Raw genomic sequence first — 20,878 nt, 5'->3', positions numbered from 1 at the left:
CGCCCACCCGAAGGTGACCGGCCCGCCGTCGTGCATTGGAACCTAGAACGTACGAATGGGAATCTCCGCCGGGTCCGTGAGCAGCGACTCGATCTCGTCGTCGAGCTTCACCAGCGTGATGGACGCGCCGGCCATGTCCAGGGACGTGCAGTACTCCCCCACGTAGCTGCGGCCCACGCTGATGCCCTGCTCCGCGAGGCGCTTGTGCGCCTGCCCGTACAGCAGGTACAGCTCGCTGATCGGGGTGCCGCCGAGTCCGTTGACCATGAGGGCCACGCGGTCGCCGTCGCCGAACGGCAGGTCCTTCACCACCGGCGCCAGCATCTCCTCGACGATCTCGTTGGCCGGCATCATCTTTCCCCGACGGCGCCCCGGCTCCCCGTGGATGCCCACGCCGATCTCGATCTCGTCCTCGCCGAGCTCGAACAAGGGGCTGCCCTTCGCCGGCGGCGTGCACGCCGTGAGCGCGACGCCCATAGTCCGGGTCACCGAATTGACCCTCTCGCCGATGCGGATGACCTCGTCGAGGTCGGCTCCGCGCTCCGCGGCGGCAGCGACGGCCTTGATCACGAAGAAATTGCCCGCCACCCCGCGGCGCCCGATCGTGTAGGTCGAGTCCTCCACGGAGACGTCGTCGTTGATGAAGAGCGTCTTCACCTCGATGCCCTCGGCCGAGGACATCTCCTGCGCCATCTCGAACACCATCTTGTCGCCCGTGTAGTTGTTGACCAGCAGCAGCACGCCCTTCGGCGAGGCCATGAGCTTGGTCGTCTCGTACACGTAGTCGAACGGCGGAGCCGCGAACACGTCACCCGGGCAGGCGGCGTCGAGCATGCCCTTGCCCACGATCATCACGTGCGCCGGCTCGTGCCCAGACCCCGAGCCCTGCACGATCGACACCTTGTTCTGGTCCGGACCGTCGGCGCGCATGATCAGGTTGTACTCGGGCACGTACTTCAGCGTGTCCGGGTTCGCGAGCGCCAGGCCCTCGAGCATCTCCGGGACGAACTGCTGCGGATCGTTGACGAACTTCTTCATGGGGACTCCACATCGTTGTGAGTAGGGGTTGGACGGACGGATGAACCTCAGGGCCAGTCGGCCACGATGCCTTCGACGATGATGGCCACGGCCACCGCACCGGCGTCGGGTGAACCGATGCTGCGTTCCCCGCTGTAGCTGGCGCGGCCGCGCTTGGCCTGCAGGGTCGACGTCGCATCCGCGCACTCGCGGATCGTCGTCGCGAACGCCGTCCGGCAGTCCTCCGGTGACGCACCGGCTGCCAGTTGCCGTTCGAGCTCGTCGGTCGCCGGGATCAGTGCATCGAGCAGGGTCTTGTCGCCGAGGTCCGCGTTGCCGCGGGCCTTGATGCCGTCGGTGGCTCCGCGCAGCATGGCGACGACGGCGGCACCGTCGATCGTGTCCGCCGCCTTCGCTGCGGCAGAAGCCCGCAGGAACGCGGTCCCCCAGAGCGGCCCGGACGTCCCGCCGATCCTGCTGGAGATGGCGAGCGCGATCTGCTGCAGGAACGTGGCGACGTCGTCGCGCTTGAAGGAGTCCCAGTCCGCGAGGACTTTCTCGAAGCCGCGGGCGAGGGAGTATCCGAGGTCGCCGTCGCCCACCACGGCGTCGAGGTCGCCGAATTCCTTCTCCTTATTCACGGCGGTCTGCGCCAGGGAGTGGACGGCGTATTCGACGTCGGCGAGGTTCGTGGCACTCATGGGGTCTCCGTTTCGGTGAATGGGTGAGCCGCGCCGTGCGGGGCGGGCGCGGACAGCAGCTCCTGCAGGGTGGCGAGGGTGACGACGCCGGAGGGCTCGACGCCGGCGGGACTCGCCAGGACCTCGGCCTGCTCGCCGTCGGGATCCCCGAGGGAGCTCACGACGAGCGAGGCGCCCGTGAAGTCCTCCTCCCGCGTGAAACCGCTGACGGTCACCACGGTCCGGAGTCCGGCGGCGACGGCTGCGCGCAGCCCGTTCCCGCTGTCCTCGACGACGATCGCGTCGTCCGCGGATAGCCCGAGCTCCTTCAGGGCCGTCAGGTAGATGTCGGGTGCGGGTTTCTTGGCGGGCACCACGTCTCCGGCGAACACCGAGAAGTGCGCGGCGAGCGACTCCCCGACCGCGTGCGTCAGGACAGCGCGGACCGCGGGTTCGGCGGAGGTGGAGGCGACGGCGAGGGTCCACCCGGCGTCGTGCGCCTCCTGCACGATGCGCGCGATGCCCGGCCGGGCGGGCATGACGCCACTTTCGACGAGGCCCTTGTAGACCTCGGTCTTCCTCTTGTGCCAGGAGAGGATCGCGGCATCGACGGCGTCGTCGTCCTGCAGGCCGAGCGAGGCGGCCAGATCGGGTGTCAGGATGCTCCGCATCCGCTCCTTACCGCCGCCGATCTTCACTTTCTCCGCGTACTCCTCGACGCTCCACTGCACGGGCACGTCGAAGTCGGCGAAGGTCTGGTTGAAGGCGGGGAGGTGGCCGTACTGCTCGGTGTCGGCGAGCACGCCGTCGCAGTCGAAGATCAGGGCCGGCATGGTCAGCGGCCGCCCTTGCCCGCGCAGCCGAACTGGCCGCAGAGATCGGTGACCATCGCGACGATGTCGGCCCGCGTGTGCTTGAACAGCGACGGCGGATCCCACTTGTTGTTCTGCTCCGCCTGCTTCAGGAACACCAGGCTGGATTGCATGTACGTCTCCTTGAGGGCCGTGGAGATGTTGACCTTCGCGCAGCCCCGGGCGATGAGGTCGGCGAACTGCTCGGGGCTGAGTCCGCTGCCGCCGTGGAGGGCGATGGGCACGTTCCGCGCCTCGACAATTTGGGTGACGCGGTCGACGTCGAGCACAGGGGCTGCCTTGTAGCTGCCGTGGGCGTTGCCGATCGACGGGGCGAAGACGTCGATCCCGGTGGCGTCGATGAACGCGAGCGCCACCTCGAGGCTCTGCTGCTTCGAGACCTCGTCGGACCCGTGGTCGTCCTCGACGCCGGTGATGGCCTCGATCTCGCCCTCCACCTGGGCGCCGTAGCTGCGGGCCTCGGCGACGACCTCGACGGTCTGGCGCTGGTTCTCCTCGACCGGGAGGTTGGACGCATCGAAGAGCACCGAGTTCCAGCCGGCCTTCAGGCATTCGGTGACCACCGCGCGGTCGGGGCAGTGATCCAGGTGCAGGGTGACGGGCACCTCGATGCCGCGCGTCATCGATTGCCACATGTCGAACAGCACCCTCGAGCCGATGGAGCGCACGGTCTTAACGGAAGTCTGCAGGATCACCGGGGAGTTCGCCTCCACGGCTCCGGCGAGCACGCCCTCCATGGTCAGGTCGTTGAAGATGTTGATGGCGGGCACCCCGTAGCGTGCCTCGAATGCCGGGTCGACGATGTCCTTCAGCGGTACAACGGCCATAGTGATTCCTCCTGGTCAGGCTGACCCCCACGCTAGGTGGGCGGGGCCGCGCTGGATATGGGGGTTCTCCCGCCCTCCCCCTGGGGGTAATCACCACCTCGTCAGCGACCGACGCGCGTGGTTGAGTGGGCCGCGGCTGCCCGGCCACCCACTTCGACGACGAAGGACCCCCATGACTCCCGGATCAGTACTCGAAACCATCACGTCCAAAGAGGCCCGCCTCGTCATCGACGCCGCGGCCGCGAAGGCCGAGGAGATCGGCCAGCCGATGGACATCGCCGTGGTCGACGCCGGCGGGAACCTGAAGGCGCACGTGCGGATGGACGGCGCGAACATCGGCAGCATCACCATTGCCATCAACAAGGCCTACACGTCCATCGCGTTCCAGTGCGAGACCGGCGACCTGCAGGGTGTCACCCGGCAGGACGGTCCCATCTACGGGCTGAGCGACGCCCATGGTGGTCGTCTCGCGGTGTTTCCGGGCGGCATCCCGCTGGTGCGCGACGGCAACATCATGGGCGCCATCGGTGTCTCCACCGGCACCATCGAGCAGGACCAGGAAGTCGCCTCCGCCGGCGCCGCCGCCTATCTGGAGTTCGCGGTCGCCTGACCCTGGTGTCGCAGGGTCAGTGCGCTAGGACCGGTCAATCTCGCGTGACGTGCCGGACTCGGCGATGCGCTTGATGGCGGCGAGCGTGTTCGGGATGCCGTCGAGCGCCTGCCGGGTCCGATCGACGATCTGAGCGGGCGCATCGTCCCCGAACTTCTCCTTGAACATGGCGATGCCGCCCGGCAGGAAATCCCAGGATTCGGTCAGAGTGGTCCCGGTGCCGGCCGGCGTCAGCGTGTAGCCCCAGCGGACTCGATCGCCGCCGACCACCCAGGCGAACTCACGGCCGCGCTCCGCGGTCACGACCTGCGACCGGGTCTCCCAGGTGCGGTGCGGAAGCTCGTTGCGCCCTGTGAACCAGGCACCGACCTGGCCCGCGTCGGCGTCGTCCTCCCACCAGCACCGCGTGCACACCGGGCTCCACTCGCCGGTGCGGGTGATGTCGGAGACCAGATCGTAGATGCTGTCCACCGACGCCTGGATCGTGACGGACTCCTGGTGGTGGCGGATCTCTGTCTGGCTCATGCGCCCATTCTCACAGAAGAATCCCCTCGTCCTGCGGGGATCGGCTGCAGCGATTCGTGCCCGCATAGACTGGCCTCTCGCGCCGGCTACGAAAGGACCCAACATGTTGAGCACCGAACGAACCGGCACCGGAAGGCCACTCGTCCTCGTGCACGGGCTCGGCTCGAGCGTCCGCACCTGGGACCCCGTCCTCCCCCTGCTGCAGGAACAGCGCGAAATCATCGCCATCGACCTCCCCGGGTTCGGCAGCAGCGAGCCGCTCGCGGGCGAAGTGACCATCGCGACCCTCACGGATGCCGTCGAGCAGTTCCTCGAGCAGGAGGACCTGCGCGACGCCGATATTGTCGGCAGCTCGATGGGTGCGCGGATCGCGGTCGAATTGGCGCGGCGGGGCCACGCCGGCAACGTCGTCGCCCTCGATCCCGGAGGATTCTGGAACGACACGCAGGTGCGCATCTTCAACGGCAGCATCACCGCGTCCATCGCCCTGGTACGGCGCCTCCAGCCTGTCCTCCTGTCACTCGTCCAGCACGCTGCGGGCCGGACGGCGCTGCTCGCCCAGTTCTCCGCGGCTCCCTGGAAGCTCGACCCGGACCTCGTGCTGACGGAACTCCGCGGGTTCGCCACCTCGCCCAGTCTCGACGAAGCGCGTAAGTCGCTCGCGCACGGGCCGCGCCAGGCAGGCGCACCCCAAGAGACGATCAAGGGCACGCTGGCGTTCGGCTGGGGCCGGTCGGACAGGGTCACCCCGCTCAGTGAGGCCGCCGTCGCCATGTCCCTCTATCCGGACGCCACCCTGCACGTCTTCGAGGACTGCGGGCACTTCCCGCACTGGGACCAGCCGCAGGAGACAGCCCGGTTCATCCTCGACGCCACCGCCGCTGGGTCTTCGTAACCTTCCTCCGAGCCGCATGCATGGCTGGCGTGCTCGCAAGCCTAACGGCTAGGACTATTTCTTCTACCCTCCGCGGCTGGGATCAATAACTCGTTCTACCGGCCTCGAACCTTCTATCAGCCTGCGGTGGCGGGCCCTGCTCGCCCCGGAAATTTAAACAAGTGCCCCATCTTTTGCTGCTTCGTTTGTAGATATGGAAACGAGTCCCGTGTAGGGGGAATCTCCAGCGGAACACGCTCGACCAACAGTCCCTCGCCCCGGAGCCCGTCTACCTTCCGAGGATTGTTGGTGAGCAGCTGAACGTCCTGCACCTTAAGATCCTTGAGCACTTGAGCCACGCGTTCATATTCGCGTGGGTCAACTGGGACTCCGAGCTGCAGATAAGCGTCATGTGTGTCCAACCCGAACTTGTCCCCGAGGGCGAGCCCGCGAATCTTGGTCAAAAGCCCAGCTCCCCGGCCATCACAGATCATGTAGACAACCAATCCACCGTCCCGGAAGACCTTTTCCAGACTGACATGAAGTTGTTCATGGCAGTCGCAATCCGTGCTACGGAAAATTTCGGCAGTGTAGCAGGCGCTCTGAACGCGAACGAGGGTTGAGTCATCGTGCACCGCTTCGCTGGGTGGGACCTCGATGCAGAGGATGTTGTCCTCCTCATGCGGACCGAATGAATACACATGGAGCCTCCCCAGTCCGTAGTGGCTTTTAAAAGCACATGAGGCGTGTTCGAACTGTGATGTCATCACGTAGTTCCCATCGACGAAGTGCCTGAAGCGATTTCTTCCCGGGTTGGGATAAGACCTTCCCACTCCGATTGCAGGTCTATCTCAAGCTGCGCGACCGTCTTCCCTAGGTGGAGGTCGCGGTCTTCGCCGTCGTATGGAGCGACTTTGAAGCGGTATCGCTTGCCTTCTACCTGCAGAAGGCGTTGATACCTCCGATACAGGACCCAGCGTTGGTGCGGGCGGTCGAACTGATTAAGGGCAGCTAGGACTGCAGAAACCGCTGCGAGAGCGCTCGGGGCGACCTTCCCCAACCAGAAGTTGTCTCCGCCCGCCAGAATGAGCACAGGGACGAATGCAGTGCTGAGAGTCATGGCAAGGGTGAGCGCGCGTGCCCTTCGCTTATTCTTGTCGGCCTTCTTACCGATGGATGTCGCAACCGCGTCGCACTCGGCGGCGGCGTCATCGGGGGGTCTCACTCCAGGTGTAGTTGTCACTGGACCAATACTGCCAGTTCCTGGTGTGCATACATTGGAAGTAATCTTGGCTGAAGCCCCGCTGTGGGCTACCAAATCCGCTCAGCGCGAGTGCCCTGGGTTCGCCCCTCCAGCTCTGCAGCGCGTCAACTCGGTGCGGCAGCATCATCATTCGATCCTGTCTTGATGGTGCACCGTTCGCCGCCACTTCCTGACGCCGACGAATCGCCTCGGCTTAGGTAGCGCACAAATCTGGCTCATCGCAATTTAGAGTGCAGGCGGGGTCTGAAGCCGCCTGATTCGAGCAGTGATCTGGCGATGTAGTTGGTGAGGTTTCGGAAGCCCAGGGCTGAGCCGCGGAGGTGTTCGAGGCGCCCATTGATAGCTTCGGTGGGGCCGTTGCTGGTGCCGGGGCGGTCGAAGAACGCGAGGACGTCCGCGGCGCGGTGTTTCAGGGTCCGGCCGAGCCTGCGGACCTCGACCAAGGCGGCCGGGACGCTGCTGGTGACCGCATTGATGACGGCTCTCATGAGTTCCTTCCCTCTTTTCTTGTCGGGCTCGCGGTAGGCGGCGACGATCCGCTGATAGATGCCCCAGGTCGCTTCGACCTCGACGTGCTCTTCCAAGGCGAAGGCAGCATCGAGGCGCGTGTTCTGCTTGTCGGTGAGCAGATCCGCGCCGGTGTGCAAGGTCCGTCGGACCCGGTAGAGCGGGTCCCCGGCCCTACCCCGATGCCCTGCGGTGGCTTGCTGGACGCGTTGCCGGCACCGGTCGAGCCCATCCCCGGCGAGGCGGACCACATGGAAAGGATCCATCACCGGGACCGCGTCGGGGAGCTCCTCCGTGGTCGCGGTCTTGAACCCGGTGAACCCGTCAATGGCGACGACTTCCACCCCGTCCCGCCAAGCTTGTGGCCTGTCTGCGAGCCATTGCTTGAAGACCTGCTTGGAGCGGCCTTCGACCATGTCCAGCAACCGTGCCGGGCCCGTCTTGGCGCGGATCGGCGTCAGATCGATGATGACGGTCACGTATTTGTCGCCCCGCCGGGTGTGCCGCCAAACATGCTCATCGACGCCGATCGCGGTGACCCGATCGAACCGGTGCGGGTCGTCGATCAACCGGCGCTTGCCCTCCGCAAGGACGGCGCTGTTCGCCGTATGCCAGGACACCCCGAGCCCGGCAGCGACCCGGGACACCGTCAGGTGATCGACCACGACCGCCTCGAGCGCCCATGCCAGTCCACGGCGGGAGATCTTCCCTCTCCGCTCAACGGCTGCGTCCGTGTCCTGCCGCCACGTGGACCCGCACCCGGCGCACCGGTAGCGGCACACGCGTACCAGCAGTGTGGTGGGTCGGTGCCCGAACGGCTCGTGCGCCAGCTGCCGGGTAATCGTGTCGCGCGGTCGGCCTTCGGCCCCGCACTTCCGGCACCACGGATCAGCGTGAGCAACGCGGCACTCGATCACTGCTTCGTCAGGCCGAAGATGTTGCCCGATTGCTTCGAGGCCGAGCTCATCGAGACGGCAGAACGTGGTGAGGTCAGGGCGGACGAAGGTAGCGTTGAGCACGTCGAGGTCTTTCGGATGGCGAGCGTAGGAACTTCCATCATCGGAAGGCCTCGACCTCTATCCCGTCACCGACGCGCCCAGCCCCGGCTACACCCCGCCTGCACTCTCAATTACGAAGAGCCACAAATCTCAACTGCTCAAGCTTGATTGATCTGATGACTTGTTCTAATTGACGATCGGCTCCTTACTAATTGAGTCCTGCTCACCGGACGCCGGTTCCGATCCAACAATTTTGGTAGCAGCACGGAGCTCCGCGGATTTGCCACCTCGCCCAGTCTCGACGAAGCACGCAGGTCGCTCGCGCACGGGCCGCGCCAGGCAGGCGCGTCCCAGGGGACGATCAAGGGCACGCTGGCGTTCGGCTGGGGCCGGTCGGACAGGGTCACCCCGCTCAGTGAGGCCGCCGTCGCCATGTCGCTCTATCCGGACGCCACCCTGCACGTCTTTGAGGAGTGCGGGCACTTTCCGCACTGGGACCAGCCGCAGGAGACCGCCCGGTTCATCCTTGACGCCACCGCCGCGGGGGCTTCGTAACCATCCTCTGTGCTGCACTTGGCGAGGGTGCTGATGGCGCGTCAGTACGTAGGCCTCCGCCGGCGTCGCCGTCTATCTGGAGTTCGCGATTGCCTGACCCTGGTGCTGCAGGCCCACCAGCATGGTGCGGTTACGTGCCCCGGTCTTCCGCAGCATGGCGCTCACATGCTTCTCGACCGTCTTCACCGAGATGGCGAGCCGCGTGGCGATCTGCTTGTCAGCCAGCCCTTCGGCCAGGAGGTCCCGCACCTCGAGTTCGCGGGCCGTCAGTGATATCACCTCGCCTGTGTCCGCCGCGCGATTTACCGTGAGCCGTGTGAACATCGCCCCGTCCAGCAGGGCGTCGCCGCGGGCGGCGGCGACGACGACACGCGCCACCTCCGCCGGCGTCGAGGACAACGAGAGGAAGCCCCGCACGCCCGACGACGCGGCGGCCGCCAGGAGTTCGTCCGCGAGATGATCGACGACGGCGACTACCGGCCGCTCGACAGTGTCAGCCTCCGCCACCCGGGCATCGGCATACCGGGCCAGCAGGTGCTCGTCGAGGACGATCATGTCCGGCTGCAGGAGAGACACCGACTCCGTGAGGTCCTCGAGCGTCCCGAACTCGCCGAGTACCTGTACCGACGGCTCGGACGTCTCGAGCAGCCGGACGAGCCCGGCCCGAAGAAGGGGCTGGGTGCAGGCAACGAGGACCTTCCACCGTTCGCGGGAGGCGTCGCCGTTGGAGGAGTACGGCACCTGCGCCCGGATGCTCGTCCCCCAACCCAACGTCGACTCCACGTGGAGCTCGCCCCGGAGGTAATGGGCCCTTGCTGCCATGCCGTGCAGACCGAGCCGACTGCCCTTCAGGTCCGTGCTCTCCTGCCCCTCGAACCCGCGGCCGTTGTCCTCGACGACGGCCGTGATCCCGGAGGTGTCGTAAAAGATGCCCACCCGGCACGCGGTTGCGCGGGCATGCGCCACCGCGTTGGCCACGGCCTCCTGGATGATCATGAAGAGCTGATGGGCGACGACGGGCGCCAGTTCATGAGGAGTGCCGGTCACGAGGAGCGTCACGTCCATCGTCTCGTTCGCGCTCACCCGGTCGAGTTCCTGGCGGACCGCTTCCTCCAGCGAGCGGTCCGCGAGGCTGGAGGGCCCAAGTCCCAGCACGGTGCGGCGGGTCTCGAAGAGCGCCTCGTGGGCGAGCACCCGGGCGGAGTCGATGTGCTGGGTGGAGGGCGATCCGCCCGGCGTCGCCTTGTCCGCGCGGTCGAGGTGCAGCAGGAGCGAGCCCAGGGACCGGCCGATGGTCTCGTGGACCTCCTGTACGGCGCGCTCGCGTTCCCCTGCGACCGCGGCCTCGCGTTCTTTTGCAGCGGCGGCCTGGTGGAGCCGAGAGTTCATGATAGCGATGGCGGCGTGATTTGCGAACAGTTCCACGAGCGAGGCGTCGCCGGAGCTGAAGACGCGGCCGGGACCGTCACTGAAGATCGCGAACGTACCGATGATCGTGCCGGCCCAGGTGATGGGGACGCCGATGACGGCGCTCCCCCACCGAGGGTCTGCCGGGTCGATGTGGCCAATCGGCACGGACGCGTAGCGATCGAGGATGACGGTGCCGCGGGTATTCACGATCTGCCCGGTGAGGCCTTCCGTCAGGGGGAAGGTCTGGCCCTCACGGCAGCCGACGCCCTGGTCCACTTCCTTGCGGTAGTAGCCCTCGGTTTCGTGGACGATCGAGATGGAGCCGCTCTCGCACCCGAGCAGAGCGGCGGCGTGCCCGAGGACACGCTCGAGGAGCGGGACCAGTTCAAACTGCCCGGCGAGGTCGCCAGCGAGTTCGGTGATGCGGTCGAGCTGGGAGGGCTGCGTGTGGTTCTGCTGGTTCTGGGTGTTGCTGGGCGTAGGAAGCTGCTGCATGTACGGCACCTGTCTCCTGCAACCGGGCACGACGCTGCGCTCGGGGTTTCAGGATAGCGCCCCGCTCGGAGGCGGCGCCGACGGCCTTGATGACGAAGAAGTTGCCCGCCACCCCACGGCGCCCGATCGTGTAGGTGGAGTCCTCCACGGAGACGTCGTCATTGATGAACGGGGTCTTCACCTCGATGCCGTCCGCCGAGGACATCTCCTCGGCCATCTCGAACACCATCTTGTCGCCCGTGTAGTTGTTCACCAGCAGCAGCACGCCCTTGGGCGACGCCATGAGCTTGGCGGTCTCGTACACGTAGTCGAACGGCGGTGCCGCGAACACGTCACCCGGACACGCGGCGTCGAGCATGCCCTTACCCACGATCATCACGTGGGCCGGCTCGTGCCCGGAACCGGAGCCCTGGATGATGGACACCTTGCTCTCGTCCGGGCCGTCGGCGCGCATAATCAGGTTGTACTCGGGCACGTACTTCAGCGTGTCCGGGTTGGCGAGCGCGGGGCCCTCGAGCATCTCCGGGACGAACTGCTGCGGATCATCGACAAACATCCTCGCCGTACTTCGAATAACGGCCAGAAGGGACCACCGCGGACTGCAAACTTCGCGAGCGTAGACGCTACGACGATAAACGCGGTCTCTACTTCCTCCCCTGATCTCAGCGTATGATCCGACTGAAGCTAGAAGATACAGGCACACCGAGGGGAACAGAACCAGCTATGGCAACTAGAACGCAGAAGGATAGAACGCCAAAGGAAAAGAAGAATTTGAGCAGCGCCTTCAACCTCGGTGGGGCGCAAGCTGAAGCAGACCCGTTATTGTCGGCAGCCTTTCAACTGACAGGAGACTACGAAGCGATCGAGTCACTACAGGACCCGAGGTGTTTCGTGATAGGTAGAACCGGTAGCGGAAAATCAGCGGCCCTTACCACGCTTGAGCGAGCGAATAAGGAGCACATAATTCGATTAAGCCCGGAGAATTTAGCACTCCAATACATAACCGATCAGCAAGTATTTAAGTACCTTCGCTCATTGGACGTCGAGATAGATTCTTTTTGGCGCGCATTGTGGAAGCACGTCTTACTCGTCGAAATAATTCGCAAACGGTACCGTATCGAGGGGCAGTATGAAAAGGCGACTTTCATAGAGTCGCTGAAGGAGCGAATAACTAAGGATTCAGGCAAAAAGCGAGCCCTAGAGTACTTCAGTGAGTTTGAGGACAAGTTCTGGAATGAAGCAGATGAACGAGTCCGCGACATAACCGAGTCGCTCAGCCGCAACATCGAGCTGGAAGCCGGACTTGGATTTGACTTCACTCCGATTGACGCTCGCATTGGCGCACTGAAATCATCTGCGTACACCAAAGAGGAAAAGAAGCAATATGTCGACCGATTCACGCGAGTTGTCAATCAGTCACAGTTGACTAAAATGAATAAGATGATCGAAGTGCTCGACGAAGACATTCTCGACTCTCACCATAATCATATGTATGTCATCATTGATGATCTTGATCTAGACTGGGTAGAATCAGACACAAAGAATGATCTTATTCGCTCCCTCTTTCGAGTGGTCCATGATCTACAGAAAGTGAGGCACTTAAAGGTTGTTGTCGCCCTGAGAACGAACCTCCTCGAACAGATAGACTTCGGCCGCAGCGCCGGCCAGGAAGAAAAGTATCGATCCCTAATTCTCAATTTGAGCTGGACGCCCGCAGATCTCAAGGAATTGATTGATCGCCGCGTACAAGTCGTTGCTAACGAGCGCCACCACAGCATCACGAAGCTGGCGGAAATCCTACCTTCGAAGAACCAACGAATGGGAGACCCGTTCCAGTACATAATCGACCGCACACTACTAAGACCGCGCGACCTTATATCCTTTGCTAATGAATGCATATCAGCGGCCAGCGGGACTCCATACATCACATGGGAACATATCAAGCATGCAGAATACAATTATTCTGCGGGGCGTCTACTAGCCTTTCGCGATGAATGGAAAGCAACTTATCCCGGTATCGACAAAGTTCTCGAGGTTTTCAGAGGAGCCAGCACAAGGATGGAAATTCCGGAGTTTGAACAGCGGCTAAGCGATGCGATGCTGCTATCTCAGGATTATCCAATGAGTGAATCGGATTGGCTTATGAATCTGAGCGAGGGCGCGTGGGCACCAGGAGAGACGAGCCGAGAAAAGATGTACGGCCCTTTGATCAAATTTCTCTATAAGGTTGGCTTCGTTGGTTGTGCGGTCAATTCAGGGGCCCCGACCTTCGCAACATCGGACGCTAGATACCTCGACGTCGCTGGCCGACTTTCCGGAATGCGCTTCGCTTACGTGCACCGTACTTATCACCGCGCCCTAGATATCGCATAAATGACGGAATTAGTAGGAAACGAGAGACAACACAAAGTCCACTCCTGTAGGTCATCTAGACGAAAGTGTGGGCTAGTTGATGGTTCTTTATAGGCGCACGCTCTATTATGACCCACTTGTGTGAGTCCACTGATCGAACTGCCCATCGCCATCCCGATCTCCCTTCACTGACCGACAATTCTGGGGAGTGTTGTCCGGTATGAGAAAACCGATTGGCCATCTTGTTTGGTCGTCGTAGCAGATTCCATCTACGCCGGTCTCGCCGAAATTTGCACCTCGCAGATCGGCGCCTTCAAAGTCTGCCCCGCTCACATCAGCGCCCGAAAGATTAACTGACCTCAGATTTGCCCCTGAGAATACGGCCTTAATCAGTAGCGCCTCCTGCAAGTTGGCTTGATCAAAATCCGCGCTGCTAAAATCGCCCGCAGTCAGGTTCGCTTTCGGTAGCTGTGTACCCCAAAGTTGTGCACCAACGGCCACGGTGTTCTCCAGATTGGCTCCATCCAGGCGAGAAAATTGTAGGCTCGACTCTGATAATACGGCGCCGTCTAACCGGGCTCCCCGTAAGTCGAGACCCGTAAGTTGCTGCCCCAGCAAATCAATCCCTACTAAAGGCTTACCTCTCTCGCCATTTACAGACAACTCACGAACGAACCGGAGGTTCTCCCGGCGCTCCTCGGTGGCAGATCGCCGATCGTCGATGTGCATTTGAGCCCAGATGCCGGCGCCGCTGACCAGGCCTCCGACAGCGAGCGCCACGAGAAGCTCACGAATTACCGGAAACTTCCAAGCAAGAACGTACCAGGCCTCTGCACCCCCTCCCTGCTCCGTTCCTTGAGTAGCACCGGCTTGATTGCGACGAGTCATTGCTCAAGCTTAGCTCAAGCTTATTAATCGGTCGACCTGAATAGTACTTTGAATCTTAATTCCTCGGCTGTATCCGGTCAGAACTCATGAGTACCTACAAAGTGGCGAGTAGGGCCTCCAAGTTCTTCGTTTGAGCCGACCAAAGAGTGTATTTCACCTTATTCCAGGAATTTTCATTCTCGTATACTGAATTCGCCGCAGAGCGCTCGACTTGGTTGATTTGGTTCATCACACACCCTGTAGATGAGGTCGGATCAGGAACACCAATCTTCCGCGCTGAATCGGTGCCGTCCCTACCTAGTAGATCTGAGTGTTCTTCGCTCTCCGTTAGAACCCCTACGGGTACTATTACCGAACCCCGAAGGAGCGGATCGACAGGCCGCCACTGCCGCAGGCAGCGAACAAGCGGAAGCCTCTCGTCCCGGAGGACCGCAGGGCCGCTGTCCGCGCGATCGATCCGCTTGGGCGCCGCGGCCCCGGGCCCGCCGCTGTACACGCTCCAAGTAGGCAAGCCAGCGGGTCGTAGCGGGTGGCTACGGTGTAGGCCTCCGGAGAGCGACACGCCGGCTCTATTGAGCGACGTTGTCCGCTCTGAACTGCTCATACATCCCCATGGTCCGCAGAACATCGATAAACCCGAGCAGTCTGTCCGACGACAGTAGCCAGCCAATGCCCTTGGCGTGCTGCTCGCCGGCTTCGATGATGGTGTCCTCGACGCTGCTGAGGATCTTGGGTGAGGAGTAGAAGTCGACCTTTCCGTTGGCCTGCGCCTGGCCACGCAGTGTCTCGTTCTCGAGGGCCTTCTTCAAGACGGTCTCGGCCACCGAGAGCTGGTCGGCGTCGGACAGACCAGAGCCTTCAAAGAATCCGTTGACCTGCTCGATAATTTCGGTCCACCGCAGCTTGTCTGGATCGTGCACCATGCCGGACCCGGGTTGCCTCATCGGCTCAAGCTGTTCGGGGTCCCCTTCGGCGAGGCGTAAATCCGCCTTCTGTTGCTTCTGCAGCTTGTAGTGCGTCATCACCACATCGGACAGGTCGATGGTCTCCCGGTCTTGGTTGTCCGCGCGTATCACGCGGATGAGCAGCCGGTAGAAGACCGAGCGCTTCTCGAGATCGGTGTCCTGGTAGTCGATGATTTGCGAGAGGAAGTCGTAAGCCCTGATAAAGGTGCCGAGATCCTTGCGGAACAGCTCGAGGGCATCCTGCGCTGGCGTGTCTTTGGCCTCGACCGCTGCCCGATAGCGCGTACGGAAAACCGACCTCGCCGGGGCTACCGACGCCGTGAGCTCCTCATGGCTGGCCTTGCCGATCCACACCTGCACGGCACGTTCGACATCGCTCTGGTCGTAGATGCCGGCCCCGTCGAGCTTGGACTGCAGGTCATGGACGATATCCGGGTCCGTCACCCCGGAAAGCTCGGCCGTGGTGTGGTACTGGCGGAACGCGGCAAGGATCTCGTCCGGATCATTCACAAAATCCAGCACGAAGGTCTGGTCCTTGCCAGTCGTCACCCGATTCAGTCGAGACAGGGTCTGAACAGCAGAGATACCGGACAGCCTCTTGTCCACATACATCGCGACCAGGAGTGGCTGGTCGAACCCCGTCTGAAACTTGTTGGCCACCAACATGACCTGAAACTCGTCAGTGTCGAACGCCTTCGGCAGCTCGCGACCCTTCAGACCGGGGTTCATGGTGGTCTCGGTGAAAGCAGACGGCCCCGAGTCCAGATCCGTCACCTCGCCGGAGAACGCCACCAGCGCAGCAAGGTCCTTGTACCCCTTCTCCCCGATGTACTTGTCGATGGCGAGCTTGTAGCGGACGGCCTCCTTCCGTGACCCCGTGACGACCATGGCCTTCGCCCGGCCGGCGAGGTGGTGGCGCACGTTCGAGCGGAAGTGCTCGACGACGATCGCTACCTTCTGAGTGATGTTGTACGGGTGCAGCTTGACCCACCGCATCAGCTGCTTCACAGCCTCGGACTTCTCGACGACGGCGTTGTCGGCGTCGTAGTCCACCCCGTTGTGCGCCAGCTTGAACGCGAGCTTGTACGGGGTGTAGTTCTTCAGAACATCGAGGATGAAGCCTTCCTCGATGGCCTGCTCCATCGAGTAGACGTGGAACGCTTGGGGGATGCCGGTGCCGTCCTTTCGCCCGAACAGCTCAAGAGTCTTCGCCTTCGGCGTCGCGGTGAAGGCGAAGAACGAGATGTTGCGGCTCTCGGCCCGATTGGTCATCTCCGCGGCGAGGACGTCCTCGGCATCAACGTCGACGTCGTCGTCCGCTTCCTTGGATCCCGCGCCCACAGAGGTGAGGACCTTCTTCAGGGTCTTGGCGGCCTCCCCGGACTGGGAGCTGTGCGCCTCGTCGGCGATGATCGCGTAGGTGCGCCCGGCCAGGCCCGTGTCCTTCTCGATAGCGTCCAGCGCGAAGGGAAAGGTCTGCAGCGTCACCCCGATGATCTGCCTGCCGGCCAAGAGCGCTTCGGACAGCGCGGCCGATTTCGACCCGCCGGTCGAGGTGATGGCCTCGAAGACGCCCTGCGTCTTCTCCAACTGCTGCACTGCGTCCCGCAGCTGGCCGTCCAGGACCTTGCGGTCGCTGATGACGATCACCGAGTCGAAGACCTTACTTCCGGACGCGGTGTGCAGGGAGTTGAGCCGGTGCGCCGTCCAGGCGATGGAGTTGGTCTTGCCCGAGCCGGCCGAGTGCTGGATCAGGTACCGCTGGCCAGGGCCCTCAGCGGCAGCGGTCTCAGCAAGCTGGTTCACGGCCTCCCACTGGTGGAAGCGCGGGAAGAGCAGGGACTTGTCCACCATCGTCTTGCCCGTGATCGGGTCTGTCCTCCTGTCCACCTGCAGGTGGATAAACTTGCCCAGGATGGTCAACCAAGAATCACGCTGCAGCACCCGCTCCCAGAGGTAGCTGGTAGCCGAGCCCTGCGGATTGTCGGGATTGCCCTTATGCCCATTGTCGCCCATGTTGAAGGGCAGAAACCGGGTCTGCGCTCCCTGCAGGTGGGTGGTCATGAACGCCTCGCTGTTGGAGACGGCGAAGTGCACCAGCGCGCGGTGCCCGAAGGACAACAGCGGTTCGACGCGTCGGGTCGCCGGGTCGACGGGCAGGCGAGCGGTTCTGTACTGCTCGACGGCGTCCCGCACCGTCTGCGAAAAATCGGTTTTGAGCTCCATCGTGGCCACGGGCAAACCATTGACGAAGAACACCAGGTCGATGCTGTTCTGGTTGCCGGAGGAGTAGTAGACCTGCCGCATCACACGCAGGCGGACCTTCGAGTAGTCGGTGATCGTCTTCGGGTTCAGCTTGTCCGCCGGCTTGAACTGACACATGGAGAACGCCGACGGCGTCACCTTGAGGCCGTTGCGCAGCACCGCGAGCGTGCCGCCGCCGTTTTCCAGCGGGGTGTCAAGGACCTTGACCAGGCGTTCGAGGATGCGCCTGAAGGCCTTGTCTTGAGCCGGCTGGTTCTCGTTCGGGTCAACAATCTTCCGCAGTTGTTCGGGCTGGGTCTCGTGGAGCCAGGCGCGGACGTCCTCCGGGTAGAGGGCGAGTTCCTTGTCGTAGCCCGTGCCGTTCTCGGAGTACAGCCAGCCGTGCGCGGCGAGGTACTCGCATAGTTCGCGCTCGAACTCCTTCTCGTTATAGAGCGCCATGGTTATGCGGCCCCCTTCGCTGCCGGGTGGTCCCTGACGTCGATCTTCCCCGTGACGGCGGCCGAGATCAGGGCCGCGCGGCGTTCTTTCGAAAGCTCTATGGCTTCCTTCGCGTCGGCAATGGTTGCGTCAATCTCCGCAGTCTCAAGATCAAGGTAGTCAACAATGTTTTGCTGCTCCGCTACGCTTGGGAGTGCGATGTCGAAATGCCTAAAATCGGCAAAACTTAGGTTCTGCATACTGACGCTGACACCGACCCGGTGGAATTGCAGTTGCGCCTTATAAGCGGGAGACTTACTCCACCAGTAGATGAATCGATTGTGGGCGAGCGAGAAGTCGATTTGCCAAAGCTTATCGGACAGGTAGAGGTTTGAGTGTGTCGAATCGACATAACCGACACTGCCGACTAATGAGGGTGTATTAGCACGATTAACTATCAACGCCCCTTTGCGCACTAAACAAGAAACCCGCGGTATGTCATCAGTTACAACTGTCTTGTTCTCACGAGAATCAAAGTATCCCTTAGACACACAGCTTGTCCTCAAAACACCGATCGTTTCGTCCTCAGCTGGGTCGCCGTAGCCGTTCACACTCGTACCCGATTCTTGGGACATGCCTAATCGGGATAAAGTACTGCGCGTCCAGTGCTGCGGAATTTTGCCCAGCCAGTCGATACCGCCGTATTCGACTGACACACGGTCGTCGAGGCCCCTCGTGACCGCTTGAGTGATGGTGGCGGCCCGTCGCTCGTTCAAAAGGCGGATCAGCTGTTGCTGGTCAGCAATGAACTCGTCGATCTCAGCCGTTTCATGGTCGAGGAAACAAGCAATGGCTTGTTGCTCTGTGATTGGAGGAATCGGCACGCCGATTGATCCAATGTGCTGAAGGTTCAGACCATCGCGAAGATCCCCGCCGGCAAGGTTCCGCACCGATTGATAATTGGCCAGAATCCAGAACTGGAGGAATCGGTAATTAGCAAATTTGTTTGGAACAATTGCTGCCATCGATTGATTACACGTTGTAGGGATTTCTAATCTTGCGGGTAGGCCCTTTGTTTTGCCTTGCCCGGCCAAGGCAATCACGACCGACTTAGCGGGCACCCAGCGGGTACTACTCAACCGTACTGCTTCCTCGCTTATCAGCGCGGAAGGTTTTGTAATTACCCAATCATTGACAGCTCCTGAATTTATCCAAGGCACGGACCCGTGCTGCCAGAAGTCTGGACGGCTGCGGTCAGGCGTTCCTCCCGCATATATATTCGCCAATCGACGCAACGACCCAGACTCCCAGTGGCTGGGCAGTATTTCTACCCACCCAATATCGCTCTTCACATACTCCGGATACGGCTTCAGCGTCGTCACACGTGCACCTTCTCCAGACGCGCACGAATGCGGCCGAGAACAGCATCCAAGTCGGCGTCAATCTCTTCGAGCGGACGGGGCTCCTGGTACTTGTAGAAGTGCCTCGTGAAGGGAATTTCGTAGCCCACCTTGGTCTTGGCCTCATCAATCCAGGCATCCGGAGCGAAGGGTTTCACCTCACGCTCGAAGTACTCGTGGATGTCCTCGTGGAGCGGTACGTTCTCTGTGTCGCGCAGGTCGGCGTCGGACTCGGGCTGACCTTTTGTATCGGTGCAGATGCCGGCGTCGTCATCATGCATGGCAAGACCGGCAGCCAGCGCCTTGTACTGTGCCGGGGTCAGAGCCAGGCCAGCGTTGCGGACAGCTGCGCGGAGCTCCGCGATGAAGCTGTCTCGGCTTTTCCAGATCATTTCTTGGTCCATGCCGCCGAGGACTTCGCGCAGCGCCGCGACCTGACCCTCACCGAGCTTAGCGATGGCCTTTACCGCAAGTGCCTCTGCGACGCGCTCTGGCGTTGCAGTGAAGTTGAGACGCAACGGACGTTCGATCGTAATGGTGCGGTAGCCGAAGTCCTGATTGTCGAAGATCTTGCTGTACCCCTCACCGTCGTCCGCGTGGTTCCCGTACAACTTCACGATGTGGTCGATGTCCACCGTCCCGAGCTGCTTGCGCTTGGACCCCAAGCTCTTGCGCATCTTTTCGAAGAAACCGGTGCCGTCGACCAGCTGAACATTGCCCTTGCGCTCGGCGACCTTTCGGTTGGTGAGCACCCAGACGTAGGTGGCGATGCCGGTGTTGTAGAACATGTCCGTGGGCAGGGCAATGATGGCCTCAAGGAGGTCGTGCTCCAGCACGTAACGGCGGATCTCGGATTCACCCGAGCCAGCACCGCCGGTGAAAAGTGGTGAGCCGTTGAGCACGATGGCCGCCCGGCCACCGCCGTCACGCGCCGGACGCATCTTCTTAATTAGGTGCAGCAGGAACAGCAGCGAGCCGTCGGAGACGCGCGGCAGACCGGGGCCGAAGCGGCCGTCGTAGCCCTGCTCACGGTGTTCCTTCTCCACGGTGGGCTGGGCCTTTTTCCAGTCCACGCCGAATGGAGGGTTCGAGAGGCAGTAGTTGAAGGTCTTGCCGAGGTGCCCGTCGTCGATCAGGGTGTCGCCGAGAACGATCGCGCCGACGTCTTGGCCCTTAATGACCATGTCCGCCTTACAAATGGCGTACGACTCGGGGTTGATCTCCTGCCCGGCGAGCATCAGCGTGGCATCGGGGTTGCCGTCGCGGATCCGTTCCTCCGAGACGGAGAGCATGCCGCCGGTCCCGGCCGTCGGGTCGTAGACGGAGCGGACGATGTTGGGTTGGTGGAGGTCCTCGTCATCGGGCGCAAAGAGCAGGTCCACCATGAGGTGGATGACCTCGCGGGGCGTGAAGTGCTCGCCAGCAGTCTCGTTCGAGGTCTCGGCGAACTTCCGGATGAGTTCCTCGAAGATCAGACCCATCTCGGCATTGGACACCGTATCGGGGTGGAGATCCACGGCGGCGAACTGCTGGACGATGAGGAAGAGCAGGTTGTGGTCGTGGAGTTCCTCAAGGCGTTCCTCGAGCTTGTACTTCTCGAAGATGTCCCGGACGTTGTCCGAAAACCCGCGGATGTAATCGAGCAAATTGTCGCGGATGTTGTCGGCGTCACTGGTGAGTTTGGCGAAGTCGTAACGGGAGGTGTTGTAGAACGAATGCTTCGACTTGCGCGGCAGGAGAACGGTCAACGGGATGGCGCCGTCCTTCTTCGCGTCGTACTCCTCGAGGACAGCGTCCTTTGTTTCCGCGAGCACGGCGTCGATGCGGCGCAGGACGGTAAACGGAAGAATTATAGAGCCGTACTGGTGCGGACGATAGGAGCCTCGGAGGAGATCCGCGATGTTCCAGATGAAGTTGGCATAGTTGTTGGTTCCTGCAGATGGCAAGGCTCTCC

18 protein-coding genes are annotated in these 20,878 nt (G+C 62.2%); 4 read left to right on the top strand and 14 right to left on the bottom strand.

Annotated features, from left to right (window positions below; translation table 11 throughout):
- Positions 1-42 precede the first annotated feature (42 nt).
- The 4 genes from dhaK to ASF21_RS08900 are packed head-to-tail and all read right to left on the bottom strand — an operon-like array spanning position 43 to position 3,396.
- Positions 43-1,038 carry a dihydroxyacetone kinase subunit DhaK gene (dhaK, locus tag ASF21_RS08915; protein ID WP_055769809.1) on the bottom strand — a complete coding sequence of 332 codons (996 nt, stop codon included), beginning with the start codon at positions 1,036-1,038 and terminating at the stop codon, positions 43-45.
- Positions 1,039-1,085: 47 nt separating this feature from the next.
- Complete coding sequence (gene dhaL, locus ASF21_RS08910; RefSeq protein ID WP_055769807.1) at positions 1,086-1,718, bottom strand: dihydroxyacetone kinase subunit DhaL; 633 nt, start codon at positions 1,716-1,718, stop codon at positions 1,086-1,088.
- A complete protein-coding gene (locus ASF21_RS08905; protein WP_055769805.1) occupies positions 1,715-2,530 on the bottom strand; it encodes an HAD-IA family hydrolase in 816 nt (271 codons plus the stop codon). Before ASF21_RS08905 ends, dhaL begins: the two co-directional genes overlap by 4 nt.
- A 2-nt stretch (positions 2,531-2,532) precedes the next feature.
- A complete protein-coding gene (locus ASF21_RS08900; protein WP_055769803.1) occupies positions 2,533-3,396 on the bottom strand; it encodes a class II fructose-bisphosphate aldolase in 864 nt (287 codons plus the stop codon).
- Positions 3,397-3,568: 172 nt separating this feature from the next.
- On the opposite strand from ASF21_RS08900, the gene ASF21_RS08895 reads away from it, so the two are divergent.
- Complete coding sequence (locus tag ASF21_RS08895) at positions 3,569-4,006, top strand: GlcG/HbpS family heme-binding protein (protein ID WP_055769801.1); 438 nt, start codon at positions 3,569-3,571, stop codon at positions 4,004-4,006.
- A gap of 24 nt (positions 4,007-4,030) precedes the next feature.
- Here the strand turns inward: ASF21_RS08895 and ASF21_RS08890 are convergent, their stop codons facing one another.
- Positions 4,031-4,531: an SRPBCC family protein gene (locus tag ASF21_RS08890; protein WP_055769798.1), complete on the bottom strand. Its 501-nt coding sequence runs from the start codon at positions 4,529-4,531 to the stop codon at positions 4,031-4,033.
- Positions 4,532-4,634: 103 nt separating this feature from the next.
- Between ASF21_RS08890 and ASF21_RS08885 the strand changes: the two genes are divergently transcribed.
- On the top strand, positions 4,635-5,426 hold the full coding sequence (locus tag ASF21_RS08885; RefSeq protein ID WP_055769796.1) for an alpha/beta fold hydrolase: 792 nt from the start codon (positions 4,635-4,637) through the stop codon (positions 5,424-5,426).
- Between the two features lie 116 nt (positions 5,427-5,542).
- On the opposite strand, the gene ribA is transcribed toward ASF21_RS08885, so the two are convergent.
- From ribA to ASF21_RS08875, 3 genes are all read right to left on the bottom strand, one after another.
- The gene (gene ribA / locus ASF21_RS08880) at positions 5,543-6,172 is read right to left on the bottom strand and encodes a GTP cyclohydrolase II RibA (protein ID WP_082471391.1); all 630 of its coding nucleotides are present in this window, start codon (positions 6,170-6,172) and stop codon (positions 5,543-5,545) included.
- Positions 6,172-6,630, bottom strand: coding sequence for a DUF4231 domain-containing protein (locus ASF21_RS17555; protein WP_414826625.1), 459 nt, complete (start codon positions 6,628-6,630; stop codon positions 6,172-6,174). The genes ribA and ASF21_RS17555 overlap by 1 nt, the downstream gene beginning before the upstream one ends.
- A 254-nt stretch (positions 6,631-6,884) precedes the next feature.
- Positions 6,885-8,195 carry an ISL3 family transposase gene (locus tag ASF21_RS08875; protein WP_055769792.1) on the bottom strand — a complete coding sequence of 437 codons (1,311 nt, stop codon included), beginning with the start codon at positions 8,193-8,195 and terminating at the stop codon, positions 6,885-6,887.
- Positions 8,196-8,393: 198 nt separating this feature from the next.
- Between ASF21_RS08875 and ASF21_RS17550 the strand changes: the two genes are divergently transcribed.
- Positions 8,394-8,729 carry an alpha/beta fold hydrolase gene (locus tag ASF21_RS17550; RefSeq protein WP_414826624.1) on the top strand — a complete coding sequence of 112 codons (336 nt, stop codon included), beginning with the start codon at positions 8,394-8,396 and terminating at the stop codon, positions 8,727-8,729.
- A 72-nt stretch (positions 8,730-8,801) separates the two neighbouring features.
- Here ASF21_RS17550 and ASF21_RS08870 read toward each other — a convergent pair whose 3' ends face one another.
- Complete coding sequence (locus ASF21_RS08870; RefSeq protein WP_055769790.1) at positions 8,802-10,634, bottom strand: GAF domain-containing protein; 1,833 nt, start codon at positions 10,632-10,634, stop codon at positions 8,802-8,804.
- Positions 10,525-11,190, bottom strand: coding sequence for a dihydroxyacetone kinase subunit DhaK (locus ASF21_RS08865; protein ID WP_235498730.1), 666 nt, complete (start codon positions 11,188-11,190; stop codon positions 10,525-10,527). The genes ASF21_RS08870 and ASF21_RS08865 overlap by 110 nt, the downstream gene beginning before the upstream one ends.
- A gap of 215 nt (positions 11,191-11,405) precedes the next feature.
- Here ASF21_RS08865 and ASF21_RS16805 point away from each other — a divergent pair, with 215 nt between their 5' ends.
- Positions 11,406-13,007 (top strand): P-loop ATPase, Sll1717 family, encoded by a 1,602-nt coding sequence (locus tag ASF21_RS16805; protein ID WP_157365823.1) that lies wholly within the window; start codon positions 11,406-11,408, stop codon positions 13,005-13,007.
- 105 nt (positions 13,008-13,112) lie between these two features.
- Here the strand turns inward: ASF21_RS16805 and ASF21_RS16465 are convergent, their stop codons facing one another.
- From ASF21_RS16465 to ASF21_RS08850, 4 genes are all read right to left on the bottom strand, one after another.
- The gene (locus tag ASF21_RS16465; RefSeq protein WP_082471389.1) at positions 13,113-13,874 is read right to left on the bottom strand and encodes a pentapeptide repeat-containing protein; all 762 of its coding nucleotides are present in this window, start codon (positions 13,872-13,874) and stop codon (positions 13,113-13,115) included.
- A 569-nt stretch (positions 13,875-14,443) separates the two neighbouring features.
- The gene (locus ASF21_RS08860) at positions 14,444-17,545 is read right to left on the bottom strand and encodes a type I restriction endonuclease subunit R (protein WP_055769788.1); all 3,102 of its coding nucleotides are present in this window, start codon (positions 17,543-17,545) and stop codon (positions 14,444-14,446) included.
- A 2-nt stretch (positions 17,546-17,547) separates the two neighbouring features.
- Positions 17,548-18,906, bottom strand: a complete 1,359-nt coding sequence (locus tag ASF21_RS16460; protein ID WP_082471388.1) for a restriction endonuclease subunit S — start codon at positions 18,904-18,906, stop codon at positions 17,548-17,550.
- Positions 18,903-20,870, bottom strand: coding sequence for a type I restriction-modification system subunit M (locus tag ASF21_RS08850; RefSeq protein WP_235498824.1), 1,968 nt, complete (start codon positions 20,868-20,870; stop codon positions 18,903-18,905). The genes ASF21_RS16460 and ASF21_RS08850 overlap by 4 nt, the downstream gene beginning before the upstream one ends.
- Positions 20,871-20,878 lie beyond the last annotated feature (8 nt).

It is taken from the genome of Arthrobacter sp. Leaf234 (genome assembly GCF_001422665.1).
GTDB lineage: Bacteria > Actinomycetota > Actinomycetes > Actinomycetales > Micrococcaceae > Arthrobacter_D.
Note: the sequence above shows the minus strand (reverse complement) of the source record. Positions and strands in the feature narration are given on the sequence as shown.

Bases quoted from the DNA above. Each gene is read 5' to 3' on its own strand.
- ASF21_RS08860 (WP_055769788.1), bottom strand. From the start codon at position 17,545: ATGGCGCTCTATAACGAGAAGGAGTTCGAGCGCGAACTATGCGAGTAC.
- ASF21_RS08905 (WP_055769805.1), bottom strand. From the start codon at position 2,530: ATGCCGGCCCTGATCTTCGACTGCGACGGCGTGCTCGCCGACACCGAG.
- ASF21_RS08900 (WP_055769803.1), bottom strand. From the start codon at position 3,396: ATGGCCGTTGTACCGCTGAAGGACATCGTCGACCCGGCATTCGAGGCA.
- ASF21_RS08885 (WP_055769796.1), top strand. From the start codon at position 4,635: ATGTTGAGCACCGAACGAACCGGCACCGGAAGGCCACTCGTCCTCGTG.
- dhaL (WP_055769807.1), bottom strand. From the start codon at position 1,718: ATGAGTGCCACGAACCTCGCCGACGTCGAATACGCCGTCCACTCCCTG.
- ASF21_RS08865 (WP_235498730.1), bottom strand. From the start codon at position 11,190: ATGTTTGTCGATGATCCGCAGCAGTTCGTCCCGGAGATGCTCGAGGGC.
- dhaK (WP_055769809.1), bottom strand. From the start codon at position 1,038: ATGAAGAAGTTCGTCAACGATCCGCAGCAGTTCGTCCCGGAGATGCTC.
- ASF21_RS08895 (WP_055769801.1), top strand. From the start codon at position 3,569: ATGACTCCCGGATCAGTACTCGAAACCATCACGTCCAAAGAGGCCCGC.
- ASF21_RS08890 (WP_055769798.1), bottom strand. From the start codon at position 4,531: ATGAGCCAGACAGAGATCCGCCACCACCAGGAGTCCGTCACGATCCAG.
- ASF21_RS16465 (WP_082471389.1), bottom strand. From the start codon at position 13,874: ATGACTCGTCGCAATCAAGCCGGTGCTACTCAAGGAACGGAGCAGGGA.
- ribA (WP_082471391.1), bottom strand. From the start codon at position 6,172: ATGACATCACAGTTCGAACACGCCTCATGTGCTTTTAAAAGCCACTAC.
- ASF21_RS08870 (WP_055769790.1), bottom strand. From the start codon at position 10,634: ATGCAGCAGCTTCCTACGCCCAGCAACACCCAGAACCAGCAGAACCAC.